The sequence below is a fragment of the Candidatus Infernicultor aquiphilus genome (genome assembly GCF_002784285.1).
GTDB lineage: Bacteria > Atribacterota > Phoenicimicrobiia > Phoenicimicrobiales > Phoenicimicrobiaceae > Infernicultor > Infernicultor aquiphilus.
The window spans coordinates 1-15,030 of record NZ_PFKO01000393.1; the positions used below are offsets into that span (position 1 = coordinate 1).

Consider the following 15,030-nt stretch of genomic DNA (forward strand, 5'->3'; position numbering starts at 1 on the left):
GTTTGGGAGAAGACTATTCGGGAATTATTTCCTATGGCTATCCCAAACAATTGCAAATGGAAAGATATGGATAGTATAATTTCTGTTCTTAATAAGATAAGTTCTATAAACAGTTTAGCTCATACTTTATTCCCTGTCGGGGGAGGTCATGATCTAGTAGAGGTAGAAAAATCATTTGAGAAAGGAAGTATTGAATTAAGAACTCCACATTCAGTTAGGATTGTTAAACCCAAAGTATTGGAATTCAATTATTTTCCCACTCATATAGATTGGGCTTACTTTCGATTAGAAACTGGCGGATTAAAACCCTTCACTCCTAATCTTGATTTATCTTTGATTAAAGAAAAATTAACCGAGATAGAACCAGGTCGTTATGTAGAAAAAGAAATATGGGAAAAAGGATATCTGGGATATGATAAAAATGGTTATAGAATACTGTTACCTAAAAGTGCAAGAAAAATTTCCAGATATTTCAAAGGTTCATTTGTTATATTTGCTCAAAATTCCCTTTATAATAAAAATCATGTTACTTATGATGCCAGGCACGATAAAATGAATAGTAAAAAATTTCGACAATATATTGAAAAGTCTATTTTAAATTTAAGCAGTAATTCTTAGATGATATATTAATTGAATTTTATTAATCCAAAGGTTAGCTTACCTTAGGATATGTACTATAAATAAATAAAAGATAATTGAAGGTGATAATAGGAATGAGTATACACATTGGAGCAAAAGAAGGAGATATTGCCAGTACAGTTTTACTTCCCGGAGACCCTTTAAGAGCGAAATATATTGCTGAAAACTTTCTTACTAAAGCTACCTGCTATAATGAGGTGCGAGGTATGTATGGTTATACCGGAATTTACAAAGGCGAAAAAGTTTCCATTCAAGGCACCGGCATAGGAATTCCCTCCATTTCCATATATGTTAATGAACTTATCTCCAGTTATAAAGTTGGAAATTTGATCCGCATCGGAAGTTGTGGTTCGATGCAGCCGGATATAAAAATAAGAGATGTTATTTTAGCCATGAGTGCATCGACAGATTCGAATATTAATAAAATACGCTTTAATGGGGTAGATTACGCTCCCACTGCCAATTTTCACTTATTAAAAAAAGCTTATGATGTTGCCTTAAAAAAAGAAATAAAAGTAAAGGTGGGAAGTGTGTTAACTGAAGATACATTCTATAGAGATAAACCTGATTCCTGGAAAATATGGGCTCAATATGGAATTTTAGCGGTGGAAATGGAAACAGCGGCATTATATACTTTAGCAGCAAAATTTAAGGTGAATGCCCTCTCTATTTTAACAGTTTCCGATAGTTTGGTGACTAAAGAAGAAACTACTTCCGAAGAACGTCAGAAGACTTTTAACCAGATGGTGGAGATTGCTTTAGAATTAATCAAATAATAAATTAGTTAAAAAATATGAATATAAACGGATGGTAAAATATGAAAAAAAGTTCGATAGAACGTTTTTGGGAAATAGATTTTCTGCGGGGAATTGCCATCATTATGATGGTGCTTTACCATTTACTTTATAATCTGCACTATTTTGCTCATTACAATATCAATGTCTATTCTGGTTTTTGGATGTATTTTGCTCGGGCAACCGCCACGATATTTATTTTTTTAGTCGGAGTATCTATTAGCATAAGTTTCTCCCGGACAAAAAATATTTCTTCCGATACTAAAGAGGCGAGATTATTTTTAAAATATCTCCGTAGAGGTTTAAAAGTGTTCTCTTGGGGTTTAATTATCACTTTAGTAACCTGGGTTTTTTTGCGAGAAGGTTTTGTTATTTTTGGCATACTTCATCTGATCGGAATTTCCATTATTTTAGCTTATCCTTTTCTTAAACTTCGCTATTGGAACCTATTAATTGGATTATTTTGCCTATTTTTAGGTGCCTATTTAAAGGGTTTCGTTTTTAATTTTTATTGGTTATCCTGGTTAGGGTTTAGACCAGCTCAATTTTATTCAGTGGACTATTTTCCGCTTTTACCTTGGTTTGGATTAGTTTTGATCGGAATATTTTTTGGTAACTTGCTCTATCCAGATTACTCTCGGAAATTTCAGCTGGCTAATTTTTCTTCTTTTTCAGTGATAAAAATTTTCTGTTTTTTAGGAAAACATTCATTATTTATTTACCTGATCCATCAGCCCTTGATCATTGCCTTGCTCTATTTTTTTGGAATGGCAAAGATAAATTTATTCTAATTTTTCTATTATTTTTAAAGTTTTTTCCCTAAAAGACCTTAATTATGGTTTTTGCCGCTTGAGATTTTTTACTGCGGTATTAAATTGATCTCCCCGGTCAAATTCATTTTTAAACATTCCAAAACTAGCGGCAGCAGGAGAGAGAAGAATAATCTCGTTTGGTTGGGTTTTTTGCAGGGCAGCTTCCACCCCTATTTTCAGGTTTGAAGCAAGGATAATTTTTTCTGGATCAAAATATTTTTTTAAGGCAGAGAATATTTTTGGGGAGGCATCATAATCTGGGTGTTGCAAGAGGATAATCTTTTTAATTTCTTTATTTTTCCCGATGGCTTTCCCTAATTTTTCATAATCTAATTTTTTATCTTTACCACCCAAGATTAAAATAATAGACTGTTGAGGAAAAGATTCTAAAGCAGCCAAAGTTGCCTCTGGAGTAGTAGAACAACTGTCATTATAAAATTTTATTCCTTTGAACTCCCTAATGAATTCTAATCTATAAGGAAGGCCAGGAAAATTTTTTATAGCCCTTAGAATAATTTCAGCTGGAATTTTATGAATGAAACCTACTGTCCCGGCCGCTAAAATATTTTCCAGATGGTGTGTTCCAGGTAGAGTAAGATTAGAAATTTTTGCAAAAGGTATTTTATGTTCTCCTGATTGAAAAAACAAATTATCTTTTTCTAAATAACTACCTGGTTCTATTTTTTCTTTAGTGCTGAACCAGTAAACCTGTGATTTAGTTTCTTCTTTAACCTGGATAGTCTCTTCATTGTCAAAATTTACTACTAAGTTATCCTTAGATCTTTGATGTTGGAAGATTAGTTTTTCTGCCTGAGCATATTCTTTAAAATTAGGATAGCGATCTAAATGGTCAGGTAGGATGTTGGTTAAAACTGCAGTTTGAGGTCTAAATTTATGCTTCTTCATCCCTTCCATCTGCCAGGTAGATATTTCTAAGATTACCCAAGTTTGAGGGGTGATTTTTTCCAAAATATCTAAAACAGAAATACCGATATTACCAGCTAAGGCTACTTCTTTTTGGGCTTCTTTAAAAATATGGTATATCAGAAAAGATACCGTGCTCTTACCTTTAGTTCCAGCAATGGCAATTATTTTTTTAGAGGGGCAAAGTTGGAAGAAGAATCCCAAATCTGTTTCTATGGGGATTCCTTGGCTTCGGGCTATCTTTAAATATTTAGAATGGTGGGGAATTGCCGGATTTTGAATAACCATGTCAGTGTTAATAAAATCTTCTTCCCGGTGTCGGCCTAAGACATATTTAATATTGAAGCCTTTTAATTTCTCCAAAGAAGGGTTTAGTTCTTCTTTAGTTTTTAAATCAGTAACTAAAATTTGAGCACCAGCTTTTACTAAAAACTGAGTAACTCCCAATCCTCCTTGATTTAATCCTAATCCCATTATAGTGATTCTTTTATTTTTTAAGTCTTCAAAAATTTTAGTCATTTAAGGCATAATCCTCTTGTATTTATTCTTCTTAAATAGAGTTAAACAATTCGCTTTCTAAATATAGCAAAATTAAACTAAAATTTCAATTAATAAAAATCGTATTGCCTATAATACATTATAACCAACTAACCAAACACTAACGACTATTCACTATTTACTAACGACTATTTATTTGACTAAGGATTTAAATTATAATAGAATCAAGATTAAGATTTTTATAGTGCGCCCGTGGCTCAATTGGATAAAGCAACTGACTACGGATCAGTAGATTAAGGGTTCGAGTCCCTTCGGGCGCACCAGTTCTCCCGAAAGTCTTCATTAAAATATGCTAAAAAATAAGGATAAAGATATCGAATTAATGCAAGAAGCTCTAAAAGAAGCTGAAATTGCTTATTCTCACCAGGAAGTACCAATTGGAGCAGTAGTTGTTTACCAAAATAAAATAATTGCCCGAGTTCATAATCGAAAAGAAGAATTACAGGATCCTACTGCTCACGCTGAAATCTTAGCCCTGCAAGAGGCTGCCAGGTATTTAGGAAGTTGGCATTTAGAAGATTTAGACCTTTATGTAACCTTGGAGCCTTGCCCCATGTGTGCCTATGCTATGCTTCAGGCCAGAATTAAAAGATTAATATTTGGTACTCCTGACCCTAAGGCTGGAGCAGCAGGCAGCATTATCAATATTGTGCAGGATAAGAGATTTAATCATCAAATAGAAGTAGTAAGCGGTGTTTTAGAAGAAGAATGTCGATTAATTTTACAAAGATTCTTTCAAGAAAGACGATGATTTAAAAGGAGAGGTGGCTCAGTCTGGTTGAAAGCGCTCGACTCGAAATCGAGTAGGCAGGTAGTCCCTGTCTCGCGGGTTCGAATCCCGCCCTCTCCGCCAGTTGGGAAATGTTTTTGTTGACTCGCCCTTTGCGAGGGCTCGCCAACCGATTTTAAGCGCAAATTGGATTTTTTTATCTTTGTCCCGCTACTGCGGGGCTGGCCAGAAGCGGGCTTCCCTCATTTTTAATTTGATTGAATTCATAAAATCTGATAGTATTATATTGAAAGAATAGCATAACACTTTCGTACTATCAAATAATTGAAAATATGGCAACAGAAATCAACATAGGCGAGAATATAAAGAAGTATCGAAATAAGCAGGGATTATCCCAAGAGGATTTTGCTAAAAAGTCTGGCGTGAAATACACTACCCTGACCAAAATTGAGAGCAATGTAATTAAAAAGCCCTCCGTGTTATCATGGCAAAATTAGCCAAGTCATTAGGCGTTTCAATTGAGGATTTAATCAAGTAATAAATATGTCAAAATTAAAAGATATCCCAAAGGTAGATCGCCCAAGAGAAAGATTTATAAAAAAGGGACCTGACGCACTTTCCAAAAGTGACCTTTTAGCTATTTTGCTTGGAAGTGGGATTAAAGGAAAAAATGTTCAAAAACTTGCTCAACAAATAATAAGTAAATTTGGCAAAAAATTCTTGGATATAAGCATTGATGATCTGTTGGAGATTTCAGGAATTGGGCAAGCAAAAGCGTTGCAGGTTGTATCAGCAATTTCTTTAATAAAAAGATTTTACGAAGAAAATCGCACAACTTATATTGTTATTAAAAATTCAAAAGATGTTTTATCTCTTACTTATGATTTACAGGATAAGAAAAAAGAATATCTTGTTTGTTTATACCTGAATGCAAGAAATGTTTTAATAAAAAAAGAAATAATTAGCATCGGATTACTTGATAAAAGTTTATTACACCCAAGAGAAATATTTTATCCAGCTGTTGAGTTAAATTCCGCAAGTATCATTTTAGTACATAATCATCCAACAGGAGATCCAACTCCGAGCGAAAAAGATAGTGCGATTATTGAAAGAATTGTTCAGGCAGGCGAGATAATGGGAATCTCTGTTATAGATTTTATTATTACTGCAAGGAATGGAAATTATAGCTTTTATGAAACTTTGAAGGGTCACGATCAAACCGTTGATTATGTTGCTGAAAGCGTACAGGGAACATTATTTAATCTATTAGAAATCAAAAAACCAACTTATGAGGTAAGCGCGGAAACAATCAAGGAAAATTACTTTTATATTCCTCAAGTAAAAAAAAATCATGTCCAATTACAGAATCGTAGATATGTTGGCAGTAAGCATAAGCTAATAAAGTGGATTTTTTCCATTATCAATAAAGAGTGCGAAGGAAACTCTTTTGCTGATGTCTTTGCAGGAACGGGAATTGTGTCAGCTATAGCTACAAAACATTTCAAAGAAATCATACTGAACGACTTTCTTTATTCAAATTATACAATTTATCAAGCTTTTTTTGGCATTGGTGAGTGGGATCAAAATAAAATTGATAATATTATCAAAAATTATAACAATATTTACGGTGAAGATCTGGAAGACAATTATTTTTCAAAGTGTTTTGGGGGTAAATATTTTAGTCAAAATTCATCAAAGATTATTGGCTTTATTAGAGAAAACATAGAAGAAAACAAAAATAATCTTACTGAGAAAGAATACCACATACTCATTGCTTCATTACTGTATGCTGTTGATAAAATTGCTAATACCGTTGGTCATTATGATGCTTATTTTAAAAAGGATTTTTTAAAAGATGATTTTTTTATGAAACCGATTGATCCTATTAGCGTCAAAAATGTTTCTATTTTTAGAGAGGATACCAACATTTTAGTAAAAAAAATAAAAGTAGATATTGCATACATTGATCCACCTTATAACTCTAGACAATATAGCAGGTTTTACCATGTTTTAGAGACATTAACTAAATGGGATAAGCCAAAATTATATGGAGTAGCATTAAAGCCGGAGCCAGAAAATATGAGTGATTATTGTAAAACCCAAGCTAAAAATAAGTTTGCCGAATTGGTAAAGGATATTAATGCTAAGTATTTGGTCGTGTCATATAATAATACTTACGATTCGAAAAGTAATTCATCGAGAAATAAAATTACACTCCAAGAAATCGAAAAGATTTTGAACACAAAAGGAAGAACTAAGATTTTTGAAAAAAGTTATAGACATTTCAATGCCGGAAACACAAATTTTAATAACCACAAAGAATATTTGTTTGTAACTAAGGTTAATTATGAATAATAAAATCAAAAGATCTCCACTGTTTTATGTTGGAGATAAATACAAGTTAATGAAGCAATTAATTAATTTATTTCCGCAAGAAATAGTTAATTTTTATGAACCATTTGTGGGCGGAGGCACTATATTTTTAAATGTTGAAGCAAAAAGATATTATTTAAATGATATAGATAAAAACCTTATTAATATACACAAATTTTTAATTAAAAACTCAAACAATTCAAATAAATTTTTTAAAGATGCTGAAAAAATAATACACGAATATAATTTATCTAGGTCGTATAAGGAAGATATGATTCCAAATTCGCTAAAAAAAGAGTGGAAAAAGACTTATTTTGCTAGATTCAATAAAGAAGGATATGAAAAGCTGAGAGAGAGTGTCAATAATAATAGAAAAAATGACCCCTTGATTTTGTATATTTTGCTTATATATGGTTTTAATAGAATGTTGAGATTTAATGGCGGGGGCAAATTTAATCTGCCAGTAGGGAATGTTGATTTTAATAAAAATGTTGTTAATGCTTTAAATGATTACTTTGGTTTTGTACGCGATAAAAAAATGACATTAAGTTCAAAAGATTTTAGAAAGTTTTTTTCTGAAAAAAAATATTCAAAAAACGATTTTGTTTATTTAGACCCTCCTTATTTAATAACTGCGAGCGAATACAATAAATTTTGGGATGAGAAATCTGAATCTGATTTATTAGACTTAATTGATAAATTAAATAAAAAAGGCGTCAAATTTGCATTATCAAATGTAACCCATTATAACGGAAGCAAAAATGAATTATTGATTAAATGGATGAAAAAATACAAAACACACAAGATAGAGAGCAATTATATTAGTTATCATAATAATAGTAAAAAGGAAATTAAAGAGGTATTGATTACTAATTATTAAACTATGAAAAAACGTCAATCTGAATACAAACCGTTGTTGTTTACTACGACACTTAGAAATCCTGAGCGATTAAAGGATTTCTTAACCATTTTTAGTGAATATGATGGCGAAATTTTGACGAATGAGATTGTTGGGAAGGTCGCTAAAACCCTCACTCAAAAAGGTTTATATCAACCTATGAAAGTTTCGCAAAACGTAAAAGATAAATGGGAAAATGAAATAGAATTAAGCGAAGCAGAATCCGAACGTGTACTTGCTGACAATCCGCAAAGTCACAAAGAAGCAGGTTTTGACAGGGGTTGGGCATCAAGGTTTGATACTTGGTTCAAAATAGCCAAAGAGTTAGGTTTTGTATGGTATTGGCAAAACGAGAAAATAAAGTTTTCGGAAAGCGGAAAAATGTTGCTGGACAAAGAAAAACCCGAAAACGAACTAATGGTTTTTGCTAATGCTTTTGCTAAATATCAACGCCACAATCCATTTCGTAGAGTTTTAAATAAAAATGTACCTTTAATTCTACTTATTCAGACAATCCAACTTTTAAATAAAGACCAAGCTTTTAACGGTACAGGTATTTCAAAATTAGAAATCCCTTTACTGTTGTGTTGGAAAAATGACGATGCAGAAAGTCTGTATCAAGAAATCAAAAAATTGCGAAAAAAATATGGATATTCGCCAAGTAATGAAACGATTTTAGAGCTTTGTTACGGTTCATTAAATGAAACCAAACGTGACGATAATTCAATTTTAGGCGACTATCCGGATGATTTTATTCGCAAAATGCGTTTGACAGGTTTAATTTCCTTGCGTGGCGGTGGTCGTTTTATTGACATCAACACAAAAGAAATAGCAACAGTAGATTATATTTTGAAAAATTATATTTCTTACCCAAATTTTACTTCTGAAAAACGTTTTTTTGAGTATATCGGAACAATTGATAATAATCTGATTGCAACGCTTTCAGTCTATAGGGCGCCTGTTAGAATCACAGACAAGGAATTAGAAAAATGGGTAAAACATTATGAATGGGAAACTATTAAAACTGAAATGCTTAATTTGGCACAAAAAAAATCTTCCGGAGATGACATCTTAAAAGTAATAGAACAACCTTTGCGTTTAGAGTTTTTGACTTCCTTAGCTATTCTCAAAAAATTGCCAAATGTAATAGTAAAGCCTAATTTTATTTCAGATGACGAAGGTTTACCTACAAGTTTTGCATCAGGTGGAAACCCTGATATCGAATGTTTGGAAAATAAAGATACGGTTTTGGTAGAAGTTACTTTGCTTACAGGTACGCAACAGCATATTAGGGAGTCGTTTTCTGTACAAAGGCATCTTGAAGAATATATTAAAAATGGTATTAAGTCATATTCCGTGTTCATTTCACCCAAAGTATTTATTGACACTCACCGATATTTCAAATTTATTAAAACCGACGGTTTTGAGGTAAGAATTTTAGATATAGATAAATTTGTTTATAGTCTTGAAGAAAAAACGACATTAAACGAAGTAACTCTATGATCAACAAAATTAACGGACATTATGCCTCTGTTTATCTCAATCATGTTAGAACCATGAGGGATAAAGACTTTAAGGAAATATGGAAAAATAAAAATGGTGATCTGAAATTGCTTGAAAAGAAAATGTATAAAATTTTGAAGAGGATTTAATTATCGAAACTAGTTGGATTAAAAATGTAATCGAGAAATTGAAAATAACTTTTGACTTTGAAAAGATTAATTCTACGTCTTTAAAAATAGAGAATAATGCCGAAGAAGTCAAGGCTCAAATTGGACAAGTAAATATTCAACAAAGATTGACATACTCCGAAGCAAAAGATTTGATTGTGTCAGTAGTTGGTCAAAAACTTATTGCTTTTGAAAACGAGGCTAAGGCTATTTATAATGTGCGGGTCAATGAATTTAAAAATTTGCTCACCGATAAAATTAAAGATCTTCCAGAAGAAGAAATCGCAAAACTTAGAGAACCCGATAGCCAGCTAACTCTTATTGAAGCAGCAAAAATTAGCGGGAGGAAACAAAATGATGAATTAAGGAATCTCCTCGCAAATCTAGTCGTGAGCAGAATTAAAAATGACAAAACTGGAAAAGAAGAATTGAAAAACATTGTTTATAACGAGGCAATCTCTACAATCAATAAACTAACAATAGATCAGTTGAAAATTATTACTCTTTGTTATTTATTAAAATATACCTCTTATAGCGGTATTGTCTCTTGGGATACTTTTAAAAATTATTTAAATACTCACATAAAGCCTTTCTTGGATTTCAAAAATACAAATGCTGAATTTCAGCATATCGAATATGCGGGATGTGGAAGCATAGGAATCAGCAGTCGGGACTTGATAAATATTCACAAGCAACAATATTCTTTTTTATTTTTTAACTTGGTTGAGAAAGACCAAGTTGATAGTTTAACTTTATCGGACGAAATTAAAAAGGGAATTGTTGCCTTAGATACAAAAGAAGATAAATATTTTATCTTATTTAAAAATAAGACAGAGCTCGAAAATTATTTGAAGGAAAAGAAAATAGATGAAGAAACTATAAAAAAATTAGTGTCCATTTATGAAAGCCATATCAAAAACAATGATGAAGTAAAGAAAAAGATTGCAGAAGAAACGGACATTGGGAAAGAGTTAATAGATTTATGGGAAAAAACAGCGTTGAAACATTTGTCTTTGACTTCTGTGGGAATTGCAATCAGTGCAAGTTATTTTTAGCAAACAGTAGGCGAAAAAATAGACATAAGTATTTGGATAAATTAAAATAAAAAAAGAATTTGCCGTCAAACCGAGCGAAGCTCGGAGTTCCGCTAAAAGCGGAACGAAAAACTTGAAATCGTCCAATCTGCCTGCCTACCTACCGTCAGGCAGGCAGGCAGGCCGGTCCGAAAAGAGGAAGTAGGTTATGAGTACGGAAATTTACTATTTTTCAGGCACCGGGAATTCATTAGTTACGGCAAGGAATATCGCGGAAAAAATGAATGGGAAACTGATCTCCATACCTTCGGTGATGGATCAAGAAAGCCTAAAAACCAATGCCGAGGTGATCGGGATCGTGTTCCCGGTTTATTATGCAACTAATGACTGCGGTATTCCGCTGATCATCGGGAGATTTATCAGGAAATTGGAAAACATCGGTTCAAAGTACCTATTTGCAGTCTGTACCTCTGGGTACATGTCAGGTGAGACCATTGAAAATTTAAGTAAACTTATTCAATCTCGCGGTGCTAAACTGGCCGCAGGATTTACGGTAACGATGAGTAACAAAATTCTTACTAAAGAAAAACAGTATAAGATGTTCAATAACTGAAAGAAAAAGCTTGAAGTTATTTATGAAATTGTTAATACCCGAAAAAAAGGCAAATTAGAAACACGCGGTATATTGATCAAATTACTTTTTGCTCCACTTCTTCTAATTATAAAGCCTGTATTCTTAGGTAGATATAAAAGGCTTTCCAATTCATCGCTTTTACCCTTTAATGAACTCATACCTTTGGTGGATAGAAGCTTCCAATATGACGAAAAATGCAATGGCTGTGGAATCTGTACCAGGATTTGTCCGGTAAATAATATTAAAATGGTTGAAAACAGACCTGTTTGGTAACATCACTGCGAGAATTGCTACGCCTGTTATGGATGGTGCCCGGAAGAGGCCATCCACGAGGCGTTAGGTGTAAATATTGAGGAGGTAATAAAATAAATAGTATGCCTAAAAAAGTAATAATTATTGGTTCAGGAATATCTGGTTTAAGTGCGGGGAGTTATTTACAAATGAATGGCTACAAGACCGAGATATTTGAATTACACGATACTCCAGGAGGTTTATGTACTGCCTGGAAAAGAAAAGATTATTTATTTGACGGATGCATACATTCAATAGGTGGATTAAATCCAAAATTTAAGCTATATCATTATTGGAATGAATTAATTAATATAGATCAGCTAAAAATTTTTTATCATGATGCATTTGGTAGGTACAATTGAAGATGAAAATGGGAAAATAGCCACTATTTATACCGATCCAGAAAAATTAAGAAATGAATTAATAGCAATCGCCCCAGAAGATAGAGGTTTTATTCACTCTTTTATTAAAGGAATAAAAAAATTAGCAAATTTCGATTTGATGCCATCGAAACCTCTGGAGTTATGGAATCCTCTTGATTATTATTTAAATCAATTTAAAGTTGCCCCTGTATTGTATTACTTAATGAAATGAAGTAAATCCATTGAAGAAATGACCAAAAAATGTAAGAGTGAAAAATTGAAACACGCTTTAAATATGGATTTTTTCTCTCGTTATCCAGCCCTTTTCCTTTTTATAAGTCTAGGTAATCTTCATAATAAAAATTCTGGATATCCAATTGGTGGTTCGCTTCCATTCGCTCGTTTACTGGAAAAAAAATATTTAGGATTAGAGGGGAGAATTCGCTATAAATCAAAAGTAACCAAAATTAACACAAAAAATAATCAGGTCATAGGTATAACTCTGGAAAATGGTGAAATTCATAACGATGCAGATATTGTAATATCTGCTGCTGATGGTTATTACACGATTTTTAAAATGCTGGAAGAAAAATATATGGATAATAAAATAAAGAAATTGTATGATGAACATCCCAGATGGCCTTCCATGGTGCTTGTTTCGCTGGGAATATCCAGAACTTTTAAAAATGAGCCAACATCCATTGAATTGCATTTAGATAAAGAATTAACCATAGATAAAAAATCAAAACTTAATAGCATTCCCATAACCATTTATAACTTTGATCCTACTTTGGCTCCCGAAGGAAAAACATGTATGAGAGTTATGTTGAAAACGGACAATTACCAATACTGGGATAGTTTAAGGAAAAGCAATATAGAAGGATATAACCAGGAAAAAGATCGCCTTACTCAAGAGATAATTATAATACTTGATAAGCGCTTTGGAAATATCGTTAACAATATAGAGGTAATTAATGTTGCTACTCCAGCCACATTTCATAGACATACAAATAACTGGATGGGAAGTACACAGGGCTGGAATTGGCTACCGAGCTTAATTCCAGAATCCATAAAAAAAGAATTGCCCGGACTAAAGAATTTTTACTTAATTGGTCAATGGACTACGCCTGGAGGTGGTGTATCTACCGCCTTTCTATCTGGTAGAGATATTTACCCGAATTATTTGTAAAAGAGATAAAAGGCCGTTTCGAGTTAAATAATAAAAAGAATTTGCCACCAAAGAACAAAATCATATATGATTTTGTTAGTCCCGATTAGCAAGACGAAAAAACTTGAAATTGTCCTTTTTGCTTCTTCTTCAAGGTGAGACGGTCGGAAAGAGAATAGAAAATTCGGGGGGGGGAATTTCACCTGCCGTGCCAATCGCAAGTAAAGTCAGTTCTATTTTTTTTGAACATACACCACCAGTTGGAAATAAGTCATTTTTCACTATTACTCGCCAGTATTCATCCATTGTTTATGTTTTCTAAAAACTGCCAAAGAAGCTGAAAAAATGTCGGCTCGAACTTTATTTTGGGCCAGAAGCGGGCTTCCCTCATTCTCTTAATCATAGTGGACTTTTAATGTTTTTAAGTTTTGGATTTGTTACTTGAGTATAAATTTGGGTTGTTCTGATATTCTGATGCCCTAAAAATTCCTGCACATACCTGACATCAACACCATTTTCTAATAAATGCGTCGCGAAGCTGTGTCTTAAATCTTAATTCCTGCTTTGTTTGTTCTAAATATTTTTGTTGCATAATTTTATAAGGATTGATAAAATAAAATCAGTAAATGAGCATTAGCAATTTCACTGATAATTTTATCAAGTTCGTATAATATGCAACAAAAAGGTCGATATTATACATTCAATTCGTCTAAAAACGAGTTATACGAAATATTACTCAGACTCGGACAAAAAGATTAATAAATATGAAACGTAAAATCAAAGGGGGAATTTTAGCAATCGTAGGTTATATTCTTTCACCAGTTTCATGGTGGAATGATTTATTTGTTAATATCCCATTAGCATATGTGTTTGCTTTGCCATTTAGATTCTTTTCTAAAAAGCTATTTCTCCCTGCAATGATATTAGGTTACTGGATAACAAATGTCATTGGATTTATAATGATGCATCATGGAGTGAAAGATGTCATTTCCAAAGAAAAGAGCAAATATACACGAAAAAAATTAATTAAAGATATTTTGATTTCGATAGTTTATACAGGAGTTGTTGTAATTTTTGTTCTAAAGGGATGGCTAAAATTCCCTACAGAATATTTTAAATAGGTCCGAGTCTTGCGTCACACGCTGCGCTTCAAAATCAAAGATTTTGACCCCCGTATAACAAGGGATAAAAGGGAAATTGCTCTGCTCGCAATTTTCCCAAATTTTTCTTACACTTCATTCCAGAAAAACTTCTTTTATCCCTGATGTTATATGAAATTGCGCGCATAGATTTTTTAATCAAAAGGAAAAAATATGAAAATAGCAATTTTTGGATCAACAGGAACAACCGGAAAAGAACTAATTAAACAAGTTCTCAATCTTGGTTTTTTCGTAACAGCATATGCACGTAAACCACAAAAATTATCTGAATTAAAAAATGATAATTTAATAATTGTTCAAGGGGAACTAAATGATAAAAATATAATAGCCAAGGTAATTAATGATTCGGATGTGGTTCTTTCATTATTGGGTCCTACTGGAAAAGTGAATGATGCTTCACTTAGTAATGGCATGAAAAATATCATTGAGGCAATGAAGGGTGCTAATAAAAATAGAATAATCTCTATCTCAACAGGAAGCGTGAAGGATAGTTGTGATAAATCTGATTTTAGTTATAATCTATTTGTAAAAATTATTAAATTATTTTTCAGAAAGTCCTACGATGAAATCAAAAAGATATCTGATATTATCCGCAATTCTAATTTTGATTGGACATTGGTTAGAATTGGTCTACTCAATAACAATGCAATTTCCCCAATTAAGACTGGTTATTATGGTTATGGAAAAATTAAAACACAAGTTCAAGAGCAAGCGTTGCAAAATTTTTATTAGATCAAGTTACTTCTAAAGAATTTGTAAAAAAATCACCAGCAATTAGCAATTGAAATATCATTTATAAACGATGCGCGCAACTTTATATAACAGCCGATATCTGCTCCGCTACTCACCATCTATGCGATGGCTGCGGTGCTCGGCCTTCGGCACATTTGGCTTTATCACGATTTTTGCTTCACGTTGTTATGCAAAAAACGCGCCAAGCGGCTATACGCCGCACGCCAAATGTCAGATATCGGCAAACGTTA

At 32.6% G+C, this 15,030-nt stretch carries 16 protein-coding genes, 2 tRNA genes and 2 pseudogenes; 18 read left to right on the top strand and 2 right to left on the bottom strand.

Translation table 11 applies throughout. The features are described from left to right. The 3 genes and pseudogenes from COZ07_RS10855 to COZ07_RS10865 all read left to right on the top strand — a co-directional run. Window positions 1-618 (top strand): annotated as a pseudogene (locus COZ07_RS10855) (hypothetical protein); the annotation flags it as partial. Window positions 619-713: 95 nt separating this feature from the next. Then, entirely contained in the window at window positions 714-1,415 is a 702-nt protein-coding gene (gene deoD / locus COZ07_RS10860; RefSeq protein WP_406608581.1) for a purine-nucleoside phosphorylase, read from the top strand. A 41-nt stretch (window positions 1,416-1,456) separates the two neighbouring features. Further along, the gene (locus COZ07_RS10865; protein ID WP_406608582.1) at window positions 1,457-2,224 is read left to right on the top strand and encodes a heparan-alpha-glucosaminide N-acetyltransferase; all 768 of its coding nucleotides are present in this window, start codon (window positions 1,457-1,459) and stop codon (window positions 2,222-2,224) included. 42 nt (window positions 2,225-2,266) lie between these two features. On the opposite strand, the gene murD is transcribed toward COZ07_RS10865, so the two are convergent. Continuing rightward, entirely contained in the window at window positions 2,267-3,688 is a 1,422-nt protein-coding gene (murD, locus tag COZ07_RS10870) for a UDP-N-acetylmuramoyl-L-alanine--D-glutamate ligase (protein ID WP_406608583.1), read from the bottom strand. Between the two features lie 225 nt (window positions 3,689-3,913). Here murD and COZ07_RS10875 point away from each other — a divergent pair. The 13 genes from COZ07_RS10875 to COZ07_RS10935 all read left to right on the top strand — a co-directional run bounded on the left by COZ07_RS10875 (window position 3,914) and on the right by COZ07_RS10935 (window position 12,908). Beyond that, window positions 3,914-3,990: transfer RNA gene (locus COZ07_RS10875), tRNA-Arg, on the top strand. 26 nt (window positions 3,991-4,016) lie between these two features. Further along, complete coding sequence (gene tadA, locus COZ07_RS10880; protein ID WP_406608584.1) at window positions 4,017-4,478, top strand: nucleoside deaminase; 462 nt, start codon at window positions 4,017-4,019, stop codon at window positions 4,476-4,478. Between the two features lie 7 nt (window positions 4,479-4,485). Continuing rightward, window positions 4,486-4,580: transfer RNA gene (locus COZ07_RS10885), tRNA-Ser, on the top strand. Window positions 4,581-4,789: 209 nt separating this feature from the next. After that, a complete protein-coding gene (locus COZ07_RS10890) occupies window positions 4,790-4,954 on the top strand; it encodes a helix-turn-helix domain-containing protein (protein WP_406608585.1) in 165 nt (54 codons plus the stop codon). Window positions 4,955-5,000: 46 nt separating this feature from the next. Continuing rightward, complete coding sequence (radC, locus tag COZ07_RS10895; RefSeq protein WP_406608586.1) at window positions 5,001-6,812, top strand: DNA repair protein RadC; 1,812 nt, start codon at window positions 5,001-5,003, stop codon at window positions 6,810-6,812. Beyond that, window positions 6,805-7,710 (top strand): DNA adenine methylase, encoded by a 906-nt coding sequence (locus COZ07_RS10900; RefSeq protein WP_406608587.1) that lies wholly within the window; start codon window positions 6,805-6,807, stop codon window positions 7,708-7,710. Before radC ends, COZ07_RS10900 begins: the two co-directional genes overlap by 8 nt. Window positions 7,711-7,713: 3 nt before the next feature. Next, a complete protein-coding gene (locus COZ07_RS10905; RefSeq protein ID WP_406608588.1) occupies window positions 7,714-9,231 on the top strand; it encodes an AlwI family type II restriction endonuclease in 1,518 nt (505 codons plus the stop codon). A 187-nt stretch (window positions 9,232-9,418) separates the two neighbouring features. After that, window positions 9,419-10,453, top strand: coding sequence for an LPO_1073/Vpar_1526 family protein (locus COZ07_RS10910; RefSeq protein WP_406608589.1), 1,035 nt, complete (start codon window positions 9,419-9,421; stop codon window positions 10,451-10,453). Window positions 10,454-10,640: 187 nt separating this feature from the next. Further along, window positions 10,641-11,045, top strand: a complete 405-nt coding sequence (locus COZ07_RS10915) for an EFR1 family ferrodoxin (protein ID WP_406608590.1) — start codon at window positions 10,641-10,643, stop codon at window positions 11,043-11,045. A gap of 72 nt (window positions 11,046-11,117) precedes the next feature. Continuing rightward, window positions 11,118-11,339 carry a 4Fe-4S binding protein gene (locus tag COZ07_RS10920; protein ID WP_406608591.1) on the top strand — a complete coding sequence of 74 codons (222 nt, stop codon included), beginning with the start codon at window positions 11,118-11,120 and terminating at the stop codon, window positions 11,337-11,339. A gap of 101 nt (window positions 11,340-11,440) precedes the next feature. Next, window positions 11,441-11,719: an NAD(P)-binding protein gene (locus COZ07_RS10925; RefSeq protein WP_406608592.1), complete on the top strand. Its 279-nt coding sequence runs from the start codon at window positions 11,441-11,443 to the stop codon at window positions 11,717-11,719. Continuing rightward, window positions 11,694-11,951, top strand: a complete 258-nt coding sequence (locus COZ07_RS10930; RefSeq protein ID WP_406608593.1) for a hypothetical protein — start codon at window positions 11,694-11,696, stop codon at window positions 11,949-11,951. Before COZ07_RS10925 ends, COZ07_RS10930 begins: the two co-directional genes overlap by 26 nt. Before the next feature lie 18 nt (window positions 11,952-11,969). Then, window positions 11,970-12,908, top strand: coding sequence for a phytoene desaturase family protein (locus tag COZ07_RS10935; protein WP_406608594.1), 939 nt, complete (start codon window positions 11,970-11,972; stop codon window positions 12,906-12,908). A gap of 378 nt (window positions 12,909-13,286) precedes the next feature. On the opposite strand, the pseudogene COZ07_RS10940 reads toward COZ07_RS10935, so the two are convergent. After that, window positions 13,287-13,436: pseudogene (locus tag COZ07_RS10940) on the bottom strand (tyrosine-type recombinase/integrase); the annotation flags it as partial. A 215-nt stretch (window positions 13,437-13,651) separates the two neighbouring features. Between COZ07_RS10940 and COZ07_RS10945 the strand changes: the two are divergent. Both COZ07_RS10945 and COZ07_RS10950 read left to right on the top strand, forming a co-directional pair. After that, window positions 13,652-14,008, top strand: coding sequence for a hypothetical protein (locus COZ07_RS10945; protein WP_406608595.1), 357 nt, complete (start codon window positions 13,652-13,654; stop codon window positions 14,006-14,008). A gap of 192 nt (window positions 14,009-14,200) precedes the next feature. Further along, window positions 14,201-14,779, top strand: coding sequence for an NAD(P)-dependent oxidoreductase (locus COZ07_RS10950; RefSeq protein WP_406608596.1), 579 nt, complete (start codon window positions 14,201-14,203; stop codon window positions 14,777-14,779). Window positions 14,780-15,030: the final 251 nt, after the last annotated feature.